The organism is Streptomyces sp. NK15101 (genome assembly GCF_020400725.1).
Classification (GTDB): Bacteria; Actinomycetota; Actinomycetes; order Streptomycetales; family Streptomycetaceae; genus Streptomyces.
In genome coordinates, this window is sequence record NZ_JAINVG010000116.1 from 1 (window position 1) to 18,630 (window position 18,630).

17 protein-coding genes and 3 pseudogenes are annotated in these 18,630 nt (G+C 71.1%); 6 read left to right on the forward strand and 14 right to left on the reverse strand.

Annotation, left to right across the window (positions count from 1 at the left end; genetic code table 11):
- Positions 1-679 precede the first annotated feature (679 nt).
- Positions 680-1,063 carry a hypothetical protein gene (locus tag K7G60_RS35215; protein WP_225805035.1) on the reverse strand — a complete coding sequence of 128 codons (384 nt, stop codon included), beginning with the start codon at positions 1,061-1,063 and terminating at the stop codon, positions 680-682.
- A 395-nt stretch (positions 1,064-1,458) separates the two neighbouring features.
- On the opposite strand from K7G60_RS35215, the gene K7G60_RS35220 reads away from it, so the two are divergent.
- The 3 genes from K7G60_RS35220 to K7G60_RS35230 all read left to right on the forward strand — a co-directional run bounded on the left by K7G60_RS35220 (position 1,459) and on the right by K7G60_RS35230 (position 3,361).
- A complete protein-coding gene (locus K7G60_RS35220) occupies positions 1,459-1,893 on the forward strand; it encodes an ATP-binding protein (protein ID WP_225805036.1) in 435 nt (144 codons plus the stop codon).
- A gap of 155 nt (positions 1,894-2,048) precedes the next feature.
- Entirely contained in the window at positions 2,049-2,615 is a 567-nt protein-coding gene (sigK, locus tag K7G60_RS35225) for an ECF RNA polymerase sigma factor SigK (RefSeq protein WP_225805037.1), read from the forward strand.
- On the forward strand, positions 2,612-3,361 hold the full coding sequence (locus K7G60_RS35230) for an anti-sigma factor domain-containing protein (RefSeq protein ID WP_225805038.1): 750 nt from the start codon (positions 2,612-2,614) through the stop codon (positions 3,359-3,361). The genes sigK (K7G60_RS35225) and K7G60_RS35230 overlap by 4 nt, the downstream gene beginning before the upstream one ends.
- A 628-nt stretch (positions 3,362-3,989) precedes the next feature.
- Here K7G60_RS35230 and K7G60_RS35235 read toward each other — a convergent pair.
- The 12 genes and pseudogenes from K7G60_RS35235 to sigK (K7G60_RS35290) all read right to left on the reverse strand — a co-directional run bounded on the left by K7G60_RS35235 (position 3,990) and on the right by sigK (K7G60_RS35290) (position 14,009).
- The gene (locus K7G60_RS35235; RefSeq protein WP_225805039.1) at positions 3,990-4,370 is read right to left on the reverse strand and encodes a hypothetical protein; all 381 of its coding nucleotides are present in this window, start codon (positions 4,368-4,370) and stop codon (positions 3,990-3,992) included.
- A 127-nt stretch (positions 4,371-4,497) separates the two neighbouring features.
- The gene (locus K7G60_RS35240) at positions 4,498-5,199 is read right to left on the reverse strand and encodes an alpha/beta fold hydrolase (RefSeq protein WP_225805040.1); all 702 of its coding nucleotides are present in this window, start codon (positions 5,197-5,199) and stop codon (positions 4,498-4,500) included.
- Positions 5,200-5,232: 33 nt separating this feature from the next.
- Positions 5,233-6,054 carry a DUF1295 domain-containing protein gene (locus K7G60_RS35245; protein ID WP_225805041.1) on the reverse strand — a complete coding sequence of 274 codons (822 nt, stop codon included), beginning with the start codon at positions 6,052-6,054 and terminating at the stop codon, positions 5,233-5,235.
- Complete coding sequence (locus tag K7G60_RS35250; RefSeq protein WP_225805042.1) at positions 6,051-7,337, reverse strand: cyclopropane-fatty-acyl-phospholipid synthase family protein; 1,287 nt, start codon at positions 7,335-7,337, stop codon at positions 6,051-6,053. Before K7G60_RS35250 ends, K7G60_RS35245 begins: the two co-directional genes overlap by 4 nt.
- Complete coding sequence (locus K7G60_RS35255; protein WP_374115730.1) at positions 7,334-8,671, reverse strand: class I SAM-dependent methyltransferase; 1,338 nt, start codon at positions 8,669-8,671, stop codon at positions 7,334-7,336. Before K7G60_RS35255 ends, K7G60_RS35250 begins: the two co-directional genes overlap by 4 nt.
- Positions 8,668-9,447: a DUF1365 domain-containing protein gene (locus K7G60_RS35260; RefSeq protein ID WP_225805043.1), complete on the reverse strand. Its 780-nt coding sequence runs from the start codon at positions 9,445-9,447 to the stop codon at positions 8,668-8,670. The genes K7G60_RS35255 and K7G60_RS35260 overlap by 4 nt, the downstream gene beginning before the upstream one ends.
- Positions 9,444-10,709: an NAD(P)/FAD-dependent oxidoreductase gene (locus tag K7G60_RS35265; RefSeq protein WP_225805050.1), complete on the reverse strand. Its 1,266-nt coding sequence runs from the start codon at positions 10,707-10,709 to the stop codon at positions 9,444-9,446. The genes K7G60_RS35260 and K7G60_RS35265 overlap by 4 nt, the downstream gene beginning before the upstream one ends.
- A gap of 211 nt (positions 10,710-10,920) precedes the next feature.
- Positions 10,921-11,076: a hypothetical protein gene (locus K7G60_RS39590; protein WP_225805051.1), complete on the reverse strand. Its 156-nt coding sequence runs from the start codon at positions 11,074-11,076 to the stop codon at positions 10,921-10,923.
- 403 nt (positions 11,077-11,479) lie between these two features.
- Positions 11,480-12,121, reverse strand: a pseudogene (locus tag K7G60_RS39595) (cytochrome c biogenesis CcdA family protein); the annotation flags it as partial.
- A 69-nt stretch (positions 12,122-12,190) separates the two neighbouring features.
- Positions 12,191-12,636: pseudogene (locus K7G60_RS35280) on the reverse strand (peroxiredoxin); the annotation flags it as partial.
- A 33-nt stretch (positions 12,637-12,669) separates the two neighbouring features.
- Positions 12,670-13,419 carry an anti-sigma factor gene (locus tag K7G60_RS35285; RefSeq protein ID WP_225805044.1) on the reverse strand — a complete coding sequence of 250 codons (750 nt, stop codon included), beginning with the start codon at positions 13,417-13,419 and terminating at the stop codon, positions 12,670-12,672.
- A complete protein-coding gene (gene sigK / locus K7G60_RS35290; protein WP_374115731.1) occupies positions 13,416-14,009 on the reverse strand; it encodes an ECF RNA polymerase sigma factor SigK in 594 nt (197 codons plus the stop codon). The genes K7G60_RS35285 and sigK (K7G60_RS35290) overlap by 4 nt, the downstream gene beginning before the upstream one ends.
- A 376-nt stretch (positions 14,010-14,385) precedes the next feature.
- Between sigK (K7G60_RS35290) and K7G60_RS35295 the strand changes: the two genes are divergently transcribed.
- A complete protein-coding gene (locus tag K7G60_RS35295) occupies positions 14,386-14,625 on the forward strand; it encodes a chaplin (RefSeq protein ID WP_225805046.1) in 240 nt (79 codons plus the stop codon).
- A 164-nt stretch (positions 14,626-14,789) separates the two neighbouring features.
- Here K7G60_RS35295 and K7G60_RS35300 read toward each other — a convergent pair whose 3' ends face one another.
- Positions 14,790-15,200 (reverse strand): ATP-binding protein, encoded by a 411-nt coding sequence (locus K7G60_RS35300; protein WP_225805047.1) that lies wholly within the window; start codon positions 15,198-15,200, stop codon positions 14,790-14,792.
- Positions 15,201-15,878: 678 nt separating this feature from the next.
- On the opposite strand from K7G60_RS35300, the gene K7G60_RS35305 reads away from it, so the two are divergent.
- Complete coding sequence (locus tag K7G60_RS35305) at positions 15,879-17,900, forward strand: MMPL family transporter (RefSeq protein ID WP_225805048.1); 2,022 nt, start codon at positions 15,879-15,881, stop codon at positions 17,898-17,900.
- A 68-nt stretch (positions 17,901-17,968) separates the two neighbouring features.
- A pseudogene (locus K7G60_RS35310) lies at positions 17,969-18,630 on the forward strand (molybdopterin-binding oxidoreductase); the annotation flags it as partial.

The window sequence follows — 18,630 nt, forward strand, 5'->3', positions numbered from 1 at the left end:
GATCGGCGCCCGCACCTTGACGGCGCGGGTCTGCGGATCCTTCGACACCCCATGTGCCGGGGATCGGTACCGCAGCTCACAACCCCTCGGACGGCCCGTAAAAGTCCTGTCGCCACGCCCATGCGCAGAGCAATCACGGCCTGGGTTCTCACATCGCAGGTGATCGGGTACGAGGACGATCGCTTCACAACCCAGAGGGCCTTCGGGGTATGAAAGCGGGGGATGTCGATTGTTCGGTTCCGCTCGGAGGTTCGCTGCTCCGGCCGATCCGCCGTGGTCTGTTCCAGCGGCAGCATGAGCAGCTCATCTGCATACTCATGCTGCCGGCCTTCGCGGATAAGGGCAGGACGCCGGCCGACCGATGAATGTCGGCCTGCGAGGAGGCACGGCTACCACGCCCTTCTTCCTCAGCGATGGGCGCGGCTGTGTCGGTTGGACCGGCGGTGGATGACGATGTCGGAGAGTTCGATATCGGCCGGGCGTCGCAGATGGGCCGTCATTTTGGCGATCGGGGTGCGCGTGTACCGTGCCGGGGCCATGCCCACGACGGCCGACGCATCGTCGACCTGAGCGGGGCTCCGCGCTGGTGTGATGGCAGTTCTGCTGCCGTTCGTGGACGGGACCGAGGACCAGGCTCGGAGGCCTGGTCCTCAGTGGTGGGGGGTTCGGGGTCCGCTGTTCACCGGTGGTGGCAGTCCCAGTGGCCCTTCACCCAGTAGTGATCCCAGTGGGCGGGGATGTAGACCCACTTGTAGGAGTGGTCGTAGTTCCAGTAGCCCGGGTGCCAGTTGCCGTGCTTGTCGTGATAGGCCGGGTGCCACGTCTTGTGGTGGGTCCGCTTCTTCTCCCAGTGGCCCTTCACCCACTTCTTCTCCCAGTGCCCCTTCTTCCACTCGCACCGGTCGTGGTGGTCGTGACGGTCACCAGTCACGACGGTCGAGACGGATGTGGGCGCGGGTGCCGCGGTGGCCGTGCCGGACATGCCGAGCGCGGCGCCACCGGCCAGCAGTCCCGCCGCTGCGGTGCTTGCCACCAGACGACGGGCGCGCATGGACGCGTTCATCGGACGCACCTCCCTCGATTGATCGACTGTCGGAGCACGTCGAGCACCTGCCGTGCGGTTCGAACGGCTGCTTCGCCGTGCGGGGTCATGAGGGATTCGGAGCCGCCCCGCCGGCAGATGAAGAAGCGCCCGAAAACATCTTCATCGGGGTCGAACAGTCGCGGTGCGGAAAAATCCCCGTGGGGTCGGACCACGGATCAGGGCCGGAGAAGGGCCGAGGCCGGCGAGCGGGGGACGGTGACGGGCCGGGGCGGGTGAGGCCCCGGCGCAGGGACGCCGCCGAGGTCGGGACGAACGGGCTGTGGTGCGGAGCGCCCGCATGTCCGATCCGTCATCCGTGCTCGAAGCGGCTACGAACCCCTGACACAGGAACCCCTCGCCTCCAGGGAGCGGTCATGACCGTCACCGCACCACCCTTGACGTCCAGCGCGACGTGCCTTGTCGTGGCCCTGCCCGGAGGGCTGCGAAGCCCGGCCGCGGCCCGCCGCATCGCGGCCGGATGGCTGGAAGCGGCCGAATGCACCCGGACGGCCGACGCCGTCCTGATCGTGTCGGAGCTCGTCACCAACGCCGTCCGCCACACCCGCGGCCCGTGCCTCCTGACCCTGGCCGAGCGCAACGGGTCCTTGGACATCGCGGTCAGCGACCACAGTGAGGACCTCCCCGACGTCCACCGTCCCGCAGATGGCGACCAGCGCGGCGGATTCGGCCTGGAGATCATGCGCCACCTGGGAGATTCCCTCAGGGTGGTCCCCCGCATCGGCGGCAAGACCATCCACGTCGCATTGCGGGTCCGCGCGCCGGCACCTGACGGCCGAAGGCCACCGTGATGGCCTCCGGCCCCTGACTCACCCGGCCGGAGCGGCCACGCTGCACGACCCCGCCAAAGACGGCAGAGTCGAACAAGCCGCGCCGCCTGAGCAGGGCGGCTCCGTCGCATACCCGGGCGACTGACTATCAGAGGCACGAGGACGGGGGACGACCATTGCCTCACCCAGCCGAACCGAACGCCCGCCTCGACACGCTCCTGCTCCGGGCGGCCGACGGCGACCGAGAGGCGTTCGCCCACGTCTACGACGCACTGGCCCAGCCGGTGATGGGGCTCGTCTGTCGGATCCTGCGGGATGCCAGCCAGGCGGAAGAAGTCACACAAGACGTCATGATCGAGGTGTGGCGGACAGCAGACCGCTTCCGGCCTGACCTCGGGACGGCGAAGGCATGGGTCCTCACCCTCGCCCACCGGCGCGCCGTGGACCGGGTACGCACCGTCCAGGCGAGCAGGGACCGCGAAGTACGTGCCGGGATGTTGTCGCCCGATCGGGACTTCGACCAGGTCGCCGAGACTGTCGAAAGCGGCGACGAGCGGCGCCGCGTCCAGGACTGCCTGGCGGCCCTGGAACGCCTCCAGCGCGTGCCCCTGGTGCTCGCCTACTACCAGGGCCTGACCTACCTGGAGGTGGCACGATCCCTGTCCACCCCCGAGGGAACGGTGAAGTCGCGCATGCGCAAGGGCCTCGAACAGCTACGCGCCTGCCTGGAGGCCGGATCATGACAACGCCGGAAGATCCGCACCTCGGCGCCGCGGCATACGTCCTGCACGCTCTGCCACCCGCGGAGGAAGCCGCCTTCGAGAATCATCTCGCCGGCTGCGAGACCTGCCGCCAGGACGTCGCCGAGTTCGAGAGCACCGTCGCCCGGCTCGCCTCCGCCGAGACCGCCCCGGTACCCGAGGGGCTGCGTGCGCGCGTCCTGGAGCAGGTCTCCCACACTCCTCAGGACCGGCGCCGTCACACCGCCCGACCCCGTGACGGCTCCCGCGGCGGGACCGGCTTGCGTCTTGCGCTCGCCGCGAGCATCGTGGCGGCGGCCGCGCTCGGTGCCGTCGCCGCCCTGGAGCACACGGACGCCGAGGAGGCACGCGCCCAGGCGGCACAGGCCCGTGCGGCGGGCGGAACCTTCGCGGACATTCTCACCGCCCCCGACGCCACCGTGCACGCCGGTGAACTCTCCGACGGAGCCAAGGCGGCGGTCGTCGTCTCCCGCGAGCAGGCCCGGGCTGCGTTCACCGCCCGCGACCTCCCGACGCTGCCGAGCGGCAAGGCGTACGAGCTCTGGTACGCAGACAGGGCCGGCGACCTGCGCCCCGCGGGCCTTCTGGACGACACCGGCGACCGTGCGACACGTGTCCTCGAAGGTCCTCTGGGCAACGCGGTCGCCGTCGGTATCACCGTCGAACCCGCGGGCGGCTCCGCCCAACCGACCACCGAACCCCTCGGCATCATCTCCATCAGCACCTGAGCCACGAGCGAACCGAGCACACCTCGACCCGGTACGAGGAAGGTCCGGACGGCGGGCCATGACATCGCGCGCACTTGAATGCGTTGGGCCTGCTGATGGCGCAGCTGCCCTGGCGGGCGCCTCGGCGTCTACGCCTCGTGGCCCCGGGTGTGCGCTGGACGACAGGGCCGTACGCCGGGTTGTCCAGGCCGGTTGCTCCCCCATCCCGGAGGCATGCGGTCCCGCTGCCGTATGACGCGCCGCGGACGGATTCTGGACCTCTCCTTCACCCTCCGGATCGTCCGCGGGACGAACTCCGGCGGCGTACTGGCACGCATGTCCCCCGTGATGCTCCCTCCTGTCGAGGTTCTCCTCGTACCCCGTCGGCTGCACACCCGGATCCATCTGACAGTCCGAAGCCCCCGCTTCCAGAGCGGCCTGAGGATCTGCGGCGCGCCGTGCTTGGGGCTGAGAGGTGTCGCTTGCCGGCGGGCCGGGAGACGACCACGAGGCGAGGCGCCTGGTTGCGGTAGGTGCCGTGCCTGGGCTGACCGCCGACCCGGCCGAGGCCGCGATCGCGGTCAGGGCGCTCGAGTTTCGGGGAGAGAGGGTCGTGGGATTCGTCCTGCCGAAGTGCGCGGGTGATCCGTCAGCTGTCGGGTCGCCCGGCCCGGCGGACGCGTAGGGCCCAGAGCACGAGCGGCGCCTGGAGGGGGAGCCTGGCCAGCGCCGCCGCCCGGAGCGGGGCGGGGCGGTGGCGCCAGTCGTATGCCATCTTCACGTTCGCCGGGAACACGGCGGCGAACAGTCCGGCCGCGGCCAGCGCGCCCGCGCGTCGTGTGCGCGGTGCGGCGATCGCCGCACCGATGGCGAGCTCCGCGACACCGCTCAGGTGGGTCCATGTCCGAGGCGAGCCGGGCAGGCTTCGGGGCACGATGGCGTCGAACTGCCGGGGAGCGACGAAGTGTGCCACTCCGGCACCGATCAGCATGCCGCTGAGGAGCCGGGCGGATGTCGTGGAAGGGGGCATGTCTCGTCTCTTGTCGATGGCGGTGCCCTACGAGCACAGTAAGTTACTCAAGGGTATGGCTCAGGTGCGGAAGACGGAACCCGTGTCCTCTCACAGGGCGATCGCGGCCTGCGGACGGGTGTGACAGTCAGGGGCGGTCTCCAGGGCCGCCAGGACGGGCGAACACTTCAGCGCTGTCCGTCGGTGCTTCGGGGAAGGGAGCGAGTCCGAGGAGAGCCGCCACCGCTTCTGCTGTGAAGCGGTGCCACTGGCGGGCGTCACGGATCATGACGTGGCCACCTCTGGGCATCGCGATGCCTGAAACGCGGGCCCCTGCGGTGCGGGCGCGGGCGAGGAAAGCCCAAGTGTCCGCGGCGGAAGTGACCCGGTCGGCCTCGTCGTGGAGCGCGATGACCGTACGGTTGTACAGGTGCGCTGTGGGATCGCCCGGCGGACACCAGGGGGCGAGTGCGACGACGCCCTTGACATCGGGGCCGGCGGCGGCGCGCAGCGCGGCCCGTCCGCCGAGGGAATGGCCGACCATGACGACGGGTACGGAACCGGTGAGCGCCCGCAGTTCGTCCAGGGCCCTGAGCGCGTCGGTGACCGGGTGAGCGTGATGGCCGTTCCAGCCGCGGTACTGGTAGCGGACATGGGCGACGAGGACTCCGTCATGTGCTGTGGTGCGTGCGATCGCGGTGGCGAAGGGCCGCATCCGCCACGCGGGCAGGTTCACCGGGGGGAGTGGCCGCAGGTCGTCCGCACGGCCGCCGTGCAGGACGAGAACCGCCGCCTTCGCCTGGGAGGGCGGCGTTCCGGTGAAGAGGGGCAGCAGAGCCGGTCGTGGCACCCGATGCGCGTTCGCTGCTGACTTTGGCACTGGCTACCTCCCGGGCCGCGGAGCGTTCCGGCGGGGCGGTCGAGGGAGGAAGCCGCTGGTGCGGGCGGCGTATGCGGGGTACCCAGGACGCGCGGCCATGTGCTTCTCCAGGAGGCGTTTGCCGCTGCCGACGGTGAGCAGCAGGGTCATCAGGACCGGGGATACGAGGACGGCCAGGGCCGGCTGCCATGCGGTGCAGGCGAGCAGGTACAGACCCCACCAGACCAGGCTGTCGCCGAAGTAGTTGGGGTGACGTGTCCAGGCCCACAGGCCCTGGTCCATGATCCGGCCGCGGTTGGCCGGATCTTCCTTGAACCGCGCCAACTGGCGGTCGCCGACGGCCTCGAAGGTGAGCCCGAGCGCCCACACCGCGATCCCGAACAAGGCCAGGAGGTCTAGGGGCGCGGAGCTGTAGGAGGCCACCTGGACGGGCAGGGAGATCAGCCAGACGAGGGCCGCCTGGCCGAGGTAGACGGTGCGCAGCGCGTAGAGGGTCCGGTTGCCGGGGGCCTTGTCGAGGAGAGCGGTGTAGCGCGGGTCCTCGCCGTGGCCGCGGGAGCGCCGTGCGATGTGACCCGCCAGGCGTAGCCCCCAGACGATCGTCGCCGTGGCGACGACCAGGCGCCGGCCGTCGTCGCCGTGGCCGGCTGAGAGCAGCCAGGTGACGGCGGCGACGGCGCTGAAGGCAAGACCCCAGGCGATGTCGACGATCCGGTGCAGCCCGCGGCGTACGGCGACGGAGAAGGCGGCGAGGAGCACCGCCGCCGCCGTGGCCGCGCAGGCTGCGAGGTTGGAGGTGAGGGTGCCCCAGTCGGTGCCGTTCACGACATGGTCGCCGAGACGTACCAGTCGGCGGGGGTGGCCGGCATGGCCGACGCCCCTTCCCGGGTGGGGCGGACGGCGAGGATCTGGTCGACGCCCATGCGGCGTTCGGCGAACGCGAGCGACGCTCCTGCCAGGTAGAGGCGCCAGACCCGGGCGGTGGTCGTTCCGACGAGGTCCTCGATGTCGCCCCAGCGCCGTTCGAGGGTGGAGCGCCAGGCGTCGATGGTGGTCGTGTAGTGCTCGCGGAGCGATTCGACGGAGCGGGCCTCCAGGCCGGCACCCTCCAGCAGGTCCACGGTCCGGCCCACGGGGCGCATGTGCATGTCGGGGGCGATGTACGTCTCGATGAAGGCGCCTCCGCCGGGCGCGTGGGCGCCGCGGGACATCTGCTGGATCAGGAGGCGGCCCTCGGGGCGCAGCGTGCCGTGCAACTTGACGGCGAAGGCGGGGTACTCGGCGTCGCCGACGTGCTCGCCCATCTCGACGGCGGCTGCGGCGTCGTAGCCGCCGCCGTCGATGTCCCGCCAGTGCCGCAGCTGTACGTCCACGAGGTCGGCCACTCCCTCGCGGACGGCCCGCGCGCTGACGAACTCGTGCTGGGCGCGGGACAGGGTGACGGCGGTGACGCGGGCCTTGTGCGCGCGGGCTGCATGGACGGTGAGGGATCCCCAGCCGCAGCCGACGTCGAGCAACCGGTCCCCAGGACGCAGGCCGAGCTTGCGGCAGATCAGGTCGAGTTTGTCGCGCTGCGCGTCGGCCAGCGTGTACGCGGGATCCTCGGGCCGGGTCCAGTAGGCGCAGGAGTACGCCATCGTCTCGTCGAGGAGGAGGGCGTAGAAGTCGTTGGAGAGGTCGTAGTGGTGGCTGATTCCCGCACGGTCCCGCGAGACGCTGTGCAGGCCACCGGTCAGTCGCGCCCGCCCGTCGGGGCGCTTCGGGGGTGGACCGACGGCACCGAGGCGTACCGCCAGGGCGGTGGCCGCGGCCATGCCCGCCGGTCCGGGACGTGCCGAGGGCCGGTCACGGACGTTTCGGCCGGCCTGGGAGAGGGCGTCGGCCAGGTCGCCCTCTACGTCCAGGTCACCGGTGACGTAGGCCTCGGCGAGGCCGAGCTCGCCCGGCTGCCACACCAGGCGGCGCAGGGCGTCGGGCGAGCGGAGCACGACCAGGGGTGCGTCCGGCGGGCCTGCCTGGCTGCCGTCCCAGGCCCGCAGGCGCACCGGGAGCGGCCCCGGGAGGAAGCGGCCGAGGAGTTGCGCGAGACGGTCGGCGGCGGGGCTCATCGGGAGGTCCCTTCGGTGAGGAGGAGCTGGCGGACGTCGAGGTAGCGGGAGCGGAATCCGGCTTCCGAGTAGGCGAGGTAGAACTCCCACATGCGCTGGAAGACCGGGTCGAAGCCGAGGCCGGCGACGTCGGGGCGGTGGGCGGTGAACCGTTCCCGCCACAGGCGCAGCGTCTCGGCGTAGTGCTCGCCGAAGCCGTCGTCGGCGGTGGTGGTCAGCCCGGCGGCGGCGGAGTGCTCGGCGACGGCTTCTCGGGAGGGGATCAGTCCGCCGGGGAAGACGTACTTGCTGATGAAGGTGTGGGTGGCGGCGGTGTGGAGCATATGCCGGTGGCCCATGGTGATGGCCTGCAGGGCGATCCTGCCGCCGGGCGCGAGCGCGCGGCGCAGGGACGTGAAGTAGGAGGGCCAGTACTCGGAGCCGACCGCTTCGATCATCTCGACGCTGACGACGGCGTCGTGGCGGCCCTCGATGTCGCGGTAGTCGCGCAGTTGGACGTCGACCCGGTCGGAGAGTCCGGCGGCAGCGATCCGCTCGCGGGCCAGGGCGGCCTGTTCGGCGGAGAGGGTCAGGGTGGTGACCCGGGCGCCGCGCGCGGCGGCCCGCAGGGCGAGTTCGCCCCAACCGGTGCCGATCTCCAGCAGCCGTGTGCCCTCGCTGACGCCGGCGAGGTCCAGGAGCCGGTCGATCTTGCGGTGTTGGGCGGAGGCGAGGGACTCGAAGCGGGCGGGGAACGCGGTGAAGACGGCGGAGGAGTAGGTGAGGGTGGGGTCCAGGAACGCGGAGAACAGGTCGTTGGACAGGTCGTAATGGCGCTGGATGTTGTCGCGTGCACCGGCACGGGTGTTCCGGTCGGCGGTGGGACGGGCGGAGACCCACAGTCCGCGGAGTCGGCGCAGCGGAGCGGGGACCAGTTCGTCGACGTGCCGCGCCAGGACGGTCAGTAGACCGGCCAGGTCGTCACTGTCCCATTCGCCGGCCATGTAGGACTCGCCGAAGCCGATCAGCCCGTGGCGGCCGATCCGGCGGTGGAAGGCGTCCGGGTCGTGGAGCGTCAGGTGCGGGTCGGCGGCTGATGGGCGGGCGCCGGTTGCGGGCCCGGTCAGGGCCAGCCGGTCCAGGGCCCGGCTCACGAAGTGCCTGGCGATGGCGGTGCGGGCGGGTGCCGCCGACGGCAGCCCGGCCACGTCCGGCCAGCGGCCGGCGTCGATGTCCGCGCGGCGAACGGCGGGCGCGGTGACCGAGGGACTCGTGTCCCTCGTCTGCGGGGGGATCCCGACTCCTCGGCCGGTGGGTCGGGAGCGGCCCTGGGAGATGAGGGCGGGAGGGGTCACGGCAGCATGCCTTTCTGCGGGGTGGAGCGGACACGGGGGTTCACGGGCAGGCCGCGCAGCAGCAGGTGGATGCCGTGGCGGCGGATGCCGGCCCAGACCGCGGCGGTGGGCCAGGGCCTGCGCACGGCCGCGGACAGCAGGGCGGGGGTGGTGGCGGGCCGGCGGCGGCCCCGGACGACCGCGGTGAACGCTCTGCCGTCGTTGTTCTCCAGGTGGATGCTCAGGTGCAGGAGTTCGCCGGGCAGCGGCAGGCGCATCCGGTAGCGGCCTTCGACGGCGAAGAACGGTGAGACGTAGAACGTCTTGTCCACCTCTGCCTCGTCGATTTCGTCCGTCCGCAGCAGGTAGCAGTGGCGCTGCCCGTAGGTGTTGTGGACCTCCGCGACGACGCACACCAGGGCGCCGGAGAAGTTGTGGCACCAGAACACGCTGAGCGGGTTGAAGACGAACCCGAACACCCGGGCGTGCGCCAGCATCACCACGCGCCCGCCTCCCAGGTCGATGCCGTGGCCGGCCAGGAAGGCATCGAGTCCGGCACGAAGGGACCCGGCCCCTCCGCCGAAGTGGTCGCGGGCGTCGAAACGGGCGAGCGGACGCACCGGCCGGGGCAGTACCGGCAGCCGGTCGAGGTCCACGCACCACAGATAGGTGCGGTGCCGCAGCGTGTGGCGCAGGGGCGTACGGCGGACGTGCGTGATCACGCAGTCGTACAGCGCCGCGACGGGCTCCGTGCCCCGGGGACCTGCGGATGCGACGTTTCCTTCGGCGCGGGTCACCAGTCCACCCCCAGGGACCGGGCCGCCTCGACGCCCGAGCGGCAGCCGTCCTCGTGGAAGCCCCAGCCCTGCCAGGCTCCGGCGTACGCCGTCACGCCGGTGTTGAGACGGGGCAGTTCCTTCTGCGCCGCGACCGATGTGGGCGTGTAGACCGGGTGCTCGTAGACCATCCGCTCCACCACCCGGTCCGCGGCGATGCCGTCGTCACCGCCCAGCGTGACGACGTAGCCGGAGCCTGCGGGCAGACGCTGGAGGCGCTCCATGTCGTAACTGACGTGTACGGGTGCGGTGGAGGGCTCGCAGCCGGTCATGCGGTAGTTCCAGCTCGCGCGTGCCCTGGGGGAGCGGGGCAGGAGGGAGGCGTCGGTGTGCAGCACCGTGGGGTTGTGCGAGTACGTGAAGGATCCCAGGAGCCGCGTTTCGTCCGCGGTGGGGTCCGCGAGCAGGCGGAGCGCCTGGTCCGGGTGCGTGGCGATGACGACGGCGTCGTACGCGTCGGTGGCGCCGTCGCCGGTGGTGACGAGAGCGCCCCGGCCCGTGCGCCGGACGGCGTCGACCGGGCTGGAGCTGCGGATGCGCTGGACGCGTTTGGCGGCGGCGGTGACGTAGGCGGACGAACCGCCGGTGACGGTCTTCCACTGCGGGGATCCGGTGATCGACAGCAGGCCGTGGTGATCCAGGAAGGCGAACAGATAGGCGGCCGGATACGACAGTGCGGTGCGGGCCGGGCAGGACCACACGGCGGCGACGAGCGGCAGGGCGAAGTGGCTGACGAAGTAGGAGGAGAACCCGCCCTCGCGCAGGAAGTCCCCGAAGGTGACACCCGCATGAGTCCCGCGCGCCAGCAGCCGCCGGGCACTTCGGTGGAAGACAGGTACCTCTGTCAGGAGCCGGAGGTACCGGGCCCGCAGGGCGGCCCGGGAGGCGAACACTCCCGCCGCGCCCCGGGCGCCCGCGTACTCCAGACCGCACCCGTCGCACCGGACCGACATGCTCATCTCGGCGTCCTGCGTGCTGATGTCCAGCTCCCGGAACAACCTCAGCAGGGTGGGGTAGGTGCGCTCGTTGTGGACGATGAACCCCGAGTCCACGGCGAGAGCCTGCCCACCGGGGCCGGGAAGCTCGCGGGTGTGGGCGTGACCGCCGAGTCGACCGTCCGCCTCGTACAGGGTGACCTCGTACGAGGACGCCAAGACGTAGGCGGCCGTCAGGCCCGCCACGCCGGCGCCTACGACCGCCGCCTTCCGCTGTTCGACCACAATCGCTCCCGCCACTCGACACGCCGCCCGACTGCTGCGCTTCACCCGTACTTCGCAGCGGACGGCCTGTTGGATGGGGACCTGTTTCAAGGGGCGCCGAATGCGGCGATGGATCAGCCGCCGGCCGGGCGATAAGTCGACGCTCCGTCGGCTCCGGGGCGGAGTGAGCCGTGCACACGCGCGCCTTCGATGGTGTGGGGTGTGAGAGCGTTTGTCAGCCGTAGGTGATGGCGAATGCCTGGAGTCCGGGTGCGAATTGGAGTTCGAGGCATGCTTCGTGGGCCTTGTCGTGGTCGGTGAGCCGGTACAGGGTCGGCGTTCCGTGGACCTCGATCGTCCGGGTGCGTGCGCCGTCGACGAAGGCGGTCATCGTGCCTTCGCCTGCGGTGGGCGCTCAGGTACGTCTCGGGCGTGCGGCCGGCTGTCAGCTGGTCGTCGGTTTGGTCGGCGGGCGGTGGGAGGACGACCGTCGGGTCGGCCTGCCGGAGCGGCTCTCGGATGAGGCCCTCGGTCAGGTCGACAGGCCTGCCGCCCGGGGTGTTGATCCAGGTCGAGATTCTTGCGAGCGGTGGGGTCTGGCCGCAGGAGCGGAATTCGTTGACGCCGTCCTCGCAGCGCGAGAGCTCCTTGTCGGAGTCGTCGTACAGCCCCGAGAGTTTCTGCCGGGCTGTGTCGCTGTCCTCCACGGTGCGCTGGGCAGCAGCGGCGTAGTCGGGCAGTGCGCGTTGCAGTGCGGCGGTGACGTCGAAAGCCAGGGCGAAGACCAGCAGCGGGATCGCGGTGCCGATGGCGAACGCCACCGCAAGGACGACGATGTCCGCGCTGGTCTCACCGCGCGCGCCCGCGACGGTGATCGCGGCGAGGACCGGTCCTGCGCACGGCACGTACAGCAGACCGAGTCCGAGGCCGAGGACGAAGGCGCTGCCCTCCCTGTCGAGCTGCCGCTGCGAGATGCGCGCGAACGGCTTCTCCAGGATCCGTTCCACGGGTGGGAAGATCAGACCCGGGCCGATCAGGACGAGCGGGACCAGTCCGACGTAGCGCAGGATGTCCTGGGACAGGCCGAGCGCGGAGACGATCGTCACGCCGAGCAGCGTGAAGAAGGCGAAGCTCAGGGCGAGTCCGGCGACGACGGCGTAGGAGCGGCGGTTGCGCGCGGGCCGGGCGGGGGCCGACAGCTCGCCGGCGGCCGTGGCATCGGCTGGGGCACCACTTGTGCCGACGAGTGCGGGCCGGCGCGGGGCGGGGATATCCGTGCCGGGCCCGCCGGCCAGGAAGACGACGGGCAGTACGGGCAGGATGCAGGGCGACACCGCGGTGATCAGCCCTCCCAGCACCCCGGTCAAGGCCAACGTGATCATGGTGACCGCCTCTCCCGCGGAGCTGGGCTCTCGGCAGGTATTCGGACCACGCATGCGGGTGGACGGCCCGTTGCTGCGCGCAGTGCTCGACCCTGCATGCGGATCCCGGTGAAGCCGCGAGCCGTCGGCGGGCGGGTAGGCGGTACCGACGGCGGTGACGTGTTTCCAGTGGAGGCGCCCGTGTCGGTCGATGATGAAGACGGCCCGGCGCAGGCCGATCAGGAGTGGGGTGATCCCGAATGGCTTCGCCACCGTGCGCCCCTCGTCATACAGCAGGGGCATGCGCAGGCCCCGGTTGCGGGCGAACTGTTCGTGGCTGTCGATTCCTTGGGGGCGATGCCCCACACGGTGGCGCCGGCGGACTGGAGCTGGTCCAGCCTGCCGGAGTGGGAGCACAGTTGCGCGGTGCACACGGGGGTGTCGTCGCCGGGGTAGAAGGCGAGGACGAGGGGTTTGCCGCGCTGTTCACACAGGGTGTAGTCGCGCCGGTGGAAGGTGTCCCCGTCCAGGTGCCCGCCGGGCAGGCGGAAGTCGCCGACGGTGCCCCCGATCTGCGGGATGCCGGGCATGAGCGACCTCTCTGCGTCGGTGCGGGCGCCCGGTCAGGTGGGAAGGGCCATCAGGAGTAGGGGGGTGGTGGTGGGCTGGGGGGAGCCTCCGGCGGGTTCGAGGGTGAGGCCGACGGCGCCTGCGTCGGCGGGGTTTCCGGCGAGGATCACGGTGCCGTCGTGGTCGATCAGTCCGGCCGGGCGCATCGTGCCGTCGTGGTCGAGCCAGAGCTGGTAAGTCTTCCCGGCACCGGGCGCGGGCAGGTTGGCGGCGGTGAAGACGGCCCTGTTCTGCCGCTCGGAGGCGACGACGGTGGTCAGGGCTCCGTTGGCGGCCTTGCCGTGGACGGTGCGGGCGTCGGGTGCGGCCAGGACGGCGCTGACCTCGTCGAGTCGCTGCTGGGCCTGGCCGGCCTGCTGCTCGAGGTCCTGCGCGTGCTGCGTCTGCCACACCGCGACGCCGCCGAGTACGGCCGCGGCCACACTGGCGGCCAGAGCCAGCGGCAGGGCCCTGCGGCGCAGCACGCCACCGAAGGCGGGCGCGGAGGCCGGGGCGGGGATGCGTGGCGGGAGCTGGCGCACGCCGTCGATGGCGGCCATGACCTGTGCTTTGGCTGCGGCCGGGGGAGCCTGGGCGACCGCCGCGGCGAGGCGTGCCGTGGTGGCCGCGAACTCGGCTGCTTCCTGCCGGCATGCCTCACACGTCTGGAGGTGGGCGTCGAAGTCCTTGCGCTCGTCGTCGTCGAGTGCGCCCAGGGCATAGGCGGCGGCGAGGGTGTGGGCGTCGGTGGCGTGGTGGTTCATGTGGTCACCCCCATGCAGTCGCGGAGCCGGATGAGCCCGTCGCGCATGCGTGTCTTGATGGTGGGAAGAGGCGTGCGCAGGGCTTCGGCGACTTCACGGTAGGTCAGCCCCTGGTAGTAGGCCAGGGTCACCGCCTGCCGCTGCAGTTCGGTCAGGCCGCGCATGCAGCGGCGGACCTGTTCGGACTCCAGCCGGGTCTCGACCTGTTCGGCGACCTCGTCGAAGGCGGTGGTGTGCTCGCGGGCGGCCTGGGCGTGTTCGCGGTCCGTGGCGGCCTGGGCGGAGCGGACCCGATCGACGGCCCGGCGGTGGGCGATGGTCGCGGCCCACGAGGTCACCGTGCCGGCTTCGGGCCGGTAGCGGGCGGCCTGGCGCCACAGATCGATCATGACCTCCTGGGCGACCTCCTCGGACTGCGCCCGATCGCACACGACTTTGATCACGATGCCGAACACCATCGGTGCGAGGGCGTCGTAGAGGACGGAGAAGGCCTGTTTGTCGCCGTGGGCGACCTGCTGCATGACGTCGCTGAGATCGTCTCGGCCGGCATCGGCGGGACGGCCGGTACCGAAGAGGATCGGTTGGTTCACCTTCACCCCTCCGTCCGTGGGGAGAAGACGAAGGGACGGCCTGGGTCGGCCGTCGGGGGGCGGGGCGTCCATCGCATGCCGCTCCTCGTGTCGTGGCTCGTGCGGTGCCGGACCGTCCCCGGAGACGGTCCGCTGTGGGGAATCTGTTCGTGTGTCGCCCGTTCTTCGTAGCGGACGGCCCTTCGGATGGGAGGGCTCTTCGTCACCGGCACCACCTTCGGATAACTCGTTCGAGGGAAGTGGAGCGCTGGCGCCAAACCGGCGGGAGAACGGTCGCGAAGACCACGCGTGAGGGCTCCCGAAGACGTTCAAGGGAGATCCTCATCGGCCGCGCGGGACCTCCGCGCGGCCGCCATCCTCACGGAAGGTGCAAGACATGGTTCGTGTGCGACGAGGTCTGGCCGTTGCCCTTGCCGCTGGCGCGGTCGTGGTGGCCGGAGGCTCGGTGGCGTCCGCCGACGCGGGCGCGCAGGGCGTGGCCGCGTACTCGCCGGGGGTCGGCTCGGGCAACCTCATCCAGGTGCCCATCCACATCCCGGTCAATGCCTGCGGCAACACCGTCGGCGTCATCGGACTGCTGAACCCGTCCTTCGGCAACACCTGCGTCAACGCCTGACCGACTGCCGCAGGCAAGAGCCCCGGTCCGCCGCCGATAAGACGGGTGGCGCGGACCGGTCACCCCCCGGCCCGATACGCGCTGAACGTGTTCCCGGGCCGGGCGGGTCTGCTGCGGGTGGCTGTCGGCACAGCCTCCCGCAGCACCTTCCACCTCCGCGCGGGCTACCAGGTGACGACCGCGATGACCTGCTTGCCAATGTCAGAGGGACTGACGAAGAGATCGGCGCCCAGCGCTCGGACGATCTTCAGGCCACGCTCGCTTTCGGCGGTCTCCTCCGTGGCGTGCCGGCGGCCGGGCAGGTCGACGGATCCGTCGCTGACCGCGATGCCCACCCGTCCCTTCTCCATGCTGACCGTGAGCGCGTAAGGCCCCTTGGCGTGTCTGACGGCGTTGGTGACCAGTTCGGAGACGATGAGCACCAGGTCTTCGGCGACAGGGCCAGGGCAGAGGGCCGGCTCCGGGGCCAGCATGCGTGCCGCGGCTTGGCGGGCGTGCCCGGCGGCCTGGGCACCGGGCGGAAGCTGGATGTGCACCGTGACAGGACGCCCGCAGGACGTGAGGCCAGTGTCCATGATCACTCCTGGCAGTGGGTGGCCCTTCAGGACCCGGGACCGGCCGGAGGGGCGGAGGTGATGCTCGGGTAATGCCGGAACCATGACGGCCTCATGGCGGCCAACACGTGGCGGCAGCCCCAATGGCCGGGAATCCCGTGGTTGATGCAGTGACCGGTAACCCAGAGCTGCTTCCAGCAGCCGCTTGCCCACGTGACACTTCGCTTGGCGATCCGCCCTGGTGCCAATTCCATTCCAAGCGGGCCGTGACCATCGAGGACGGCGGCGGCCCGCACTCGCCCTGGCAGAGATGCCGGACACGGAGCACCGGACATGGAGCACCGGCCAGCGGTCTGGCCGATGCCGCCGAGGTCGGCAACCCCCGCAAGCTCAGGGACGTGGTCATCACAGCCACCTCCTTGATCTTGCCGATTGCGCATCGATGGAATGAAGACCTCATGTGATTAATTCGTGACGAATCACGTCATGGATTGCTTCAAGTGCCTGTCCACAAGAGCCCCCAGTCGGGTGATATCAGGGCATAGCCCCAATCCAGGCCGTGCCCTGGCCTCGAATCCAGCGAGTACATCCATCCCGGCGGTGTCCGCGGGCTGCCTCCGGCCGCCGTGCGGCACTGGCCGCCACGATCGGAAGGCGTCCGTTGTGCTGTGGAGGTTCCATCGGGCAGGGTCGCTCGGCGTGCTTTTGCTGTGGCTGGTTCTGGCTGTCGTCGCCGTCCCCTACACCGTCCGTCTCGGTGAGGTGGGGCGGGCCGATCAGGAGGCACAGCTGCCTGCCGGGTCTGAGTCTGCTCGGGTGGCACGCCTGCTCAACCCCGCCGTGCGGGACGAGCCGCTGCCCCTCGCAGTGATCTGGACCCCACGCGCGGAGGGCGAGCAGATCAGCGCGGGCCAGCAGAAGGCTGTCCGCCAGGTCGCCCTCCGTCTGGCCGGTCCCGCTGCCGCCCCCATCCTTGCCGCGGACGGGCGAGCGCTGACGGTGGTGATCGCCGCCCGGCCGGAAGACCTGCCCGACCGACTCGCGGCCATCAGCAAGGCGGCCGGCACGGTCGGCGGAACGCGCGTGGACCTGGCGGGCCCGGCAGCCGCTCAAGCCGACCTCGACGGCGCGTTCGCGGAGATCGACGGCACCCTGCTGGCCGTCGCCCTCGGCGGCGTCCTGGTGATCCTGCTGCTCGTCTACCGCAGTGTGCTGATGCCACTGCTGGTGATCACGGGCGCACTGCTGGCTTTGGCCGTGGCTTGCGCCGTCCTGTACATGCTGGCCCGCTCCGGCTGGCTGCCGATCGACGGACAAGCCCAGGGCATCGTGTTCGTCCTGGTCATCGGCGCGAGCACCGACTACGCCCTCCTGCTGGCGGCCCGACATCGCGAAGAACTCGCCCAACAACCAAACGCCGCGCGGGCGATGGCAGCCGCGTGCCGTGCCACGGCACCACCGGTCCTGGCCAGCGCCGTGACCATCGCCTTCGCCATGATGACGCTCACGTTCAGCGACCTCCCGGCCGAACAGGCTCTGGGACCGGCGGTCGCGATCGCCATGGCCTGTTGCGCCGCCGTGTCACTGACCTTTCTGCCGGCCGTCCTCGTCCTGTGTGACCACCGGGCACTGCGGCCCCGTGCCGCGCGGGAGACGGACGGCCGGTGGGCGAAGACCGCCCGGGCGATCGGACACCGGCCCCGCCGGGTGTGGCTCGGCTGCCTGGCCCTGCTCGCCGTGGGGGCCGCCTGTGCCCCGCTGCTGTCCCAGACCGGGGTCCCCCTGCATCAGGCCTTGCCGGCACGCGCGTCTTCGGTTGCCGGGCACGAGGTCCTGGCTCGCCACTTTCCTGCCGGCATTGCCAGTCCCCTGGTCATCGTCGCCCCTGCCGCCCGGGCAAGCGATGTGCGCGACCAGATCGTCGCGACCCCTGGTGTGGCGGAGTCCACCGTGGCCTCGTCCGGGCCGGAGGGGAAGGTGCAGATCCTTGTGACGCAGACGGACCCACCGGACAGCGCCCGCGCCCGGGACACGGTCGACCGATTGCGTGCCTCGCTGACCGGGACGGGGGCGCTGGTGGGTGGTCAGAGCGCGCAGCTCACCGACCTGTACCAAGCCTCCGTGCGCGGCCACCGGCTGATCATGCCTCTGGTGCTGGTCGTGGTCCTGGCCGTCCTGATCATTCTGCTGCGCTGCCTGCTGCTGCCGCTGCTTCTGGTCGCGGCCGCCTGGCTCAGCCTGTTCACCGCCTTCGGCGCCGCCGCCCTCCTCTTCAGGCTTGTCGCCGACAGCGCCGCGACCGAGCCGGCCGTGGTGCTGTTCTCCTTCGTCTTCCTCGTCGCGCTCGGAGTGGACTACAACATCTTCCTCGTCCACCGGATCCGCGGCGAGGCCCTCCGACACGGCACGGCGACCGGGGTGCAGCGGGGACTGCAGACCACAAGCGGCGTCATCAGCGCCGCCGGACTCATCCTGGCCGCCACCTTCACCGCGCTCATCGTGATGCCGCTGGTCTACCTCGCCCAGATCGGCTGCATCGTCGCCGTCGGCGTCCTCATCGACAGCCTCCTCGTCCGCCTCTTCCTCATTCCCGCCCTTGTCCTCGACCTCGACCGGCGCACCTGGTGGCCCAGCCGCCTCCCCGGTGACCGCACCCGCCCCGGCACCAGCCGAACCCCACACACCCCGGACCCCGGCCGCACCGCTGCCGCCGCAACCTGACGGCAACACGAACGACCCGGTTTCACTCTTTCGAAGGGCGGACCAATCCGCCGGGCGGCGGCCGCCGAATGCCGGGTGTGAGCAGCTTCCGCAGCAAACTCGTCCGCGCCGCACTCGGCGCCCTCGCCGGGCTCCTGGCCGCCTTCACGGCGCTGGCCGTGGCCGAACTGGTGGCCGGACTGCTGCGCCCCGCGGCAGGTCCGGTGACCGTCGTGGGCGGCGCGGTGATCGACCGCACTCCGGCCCCGGTGAAGGACTTCGCGATCCGCACCTTCGGAGAGAACGACAAGACCGTCCTGCAGCTCGGGATCCTCTCGATTCTCGCCCTCATCGCCCTCGCCCTGGGCATCCTCGCCCTGTCACATCGGCGAGCAGGAGCCGCAGGAGTGCTGCTGTTCGGGATCGTCGGGGCGGCAGCCGCCCTCAGCCGCCCCGACTCCACCGGCATCGGCGACGTACTCCCCTCTGCCGCCGGAGCCCTTGCCGGCGCCCTCGCTCTCTACCTCCTTGCGACAAAAGCCATACAGACCCCTGCCCCGGCTGGCACGGGCGGGGAGGACGGTGCCGCCGGGTGGAGTCGGCGTGGCTTTCTCACCACGGCTGCTGTGACAGTCGTGGCGGCGACCTCGGCCGGTGCACTGGGCAGGCTCTTCACCGGCCGACAAGGCCAGGGAGCCGTCGCCTCCCGCGAGAGGCTGGCCCTGCCCAAGCCTGCCTCCCCGGCCCCCGT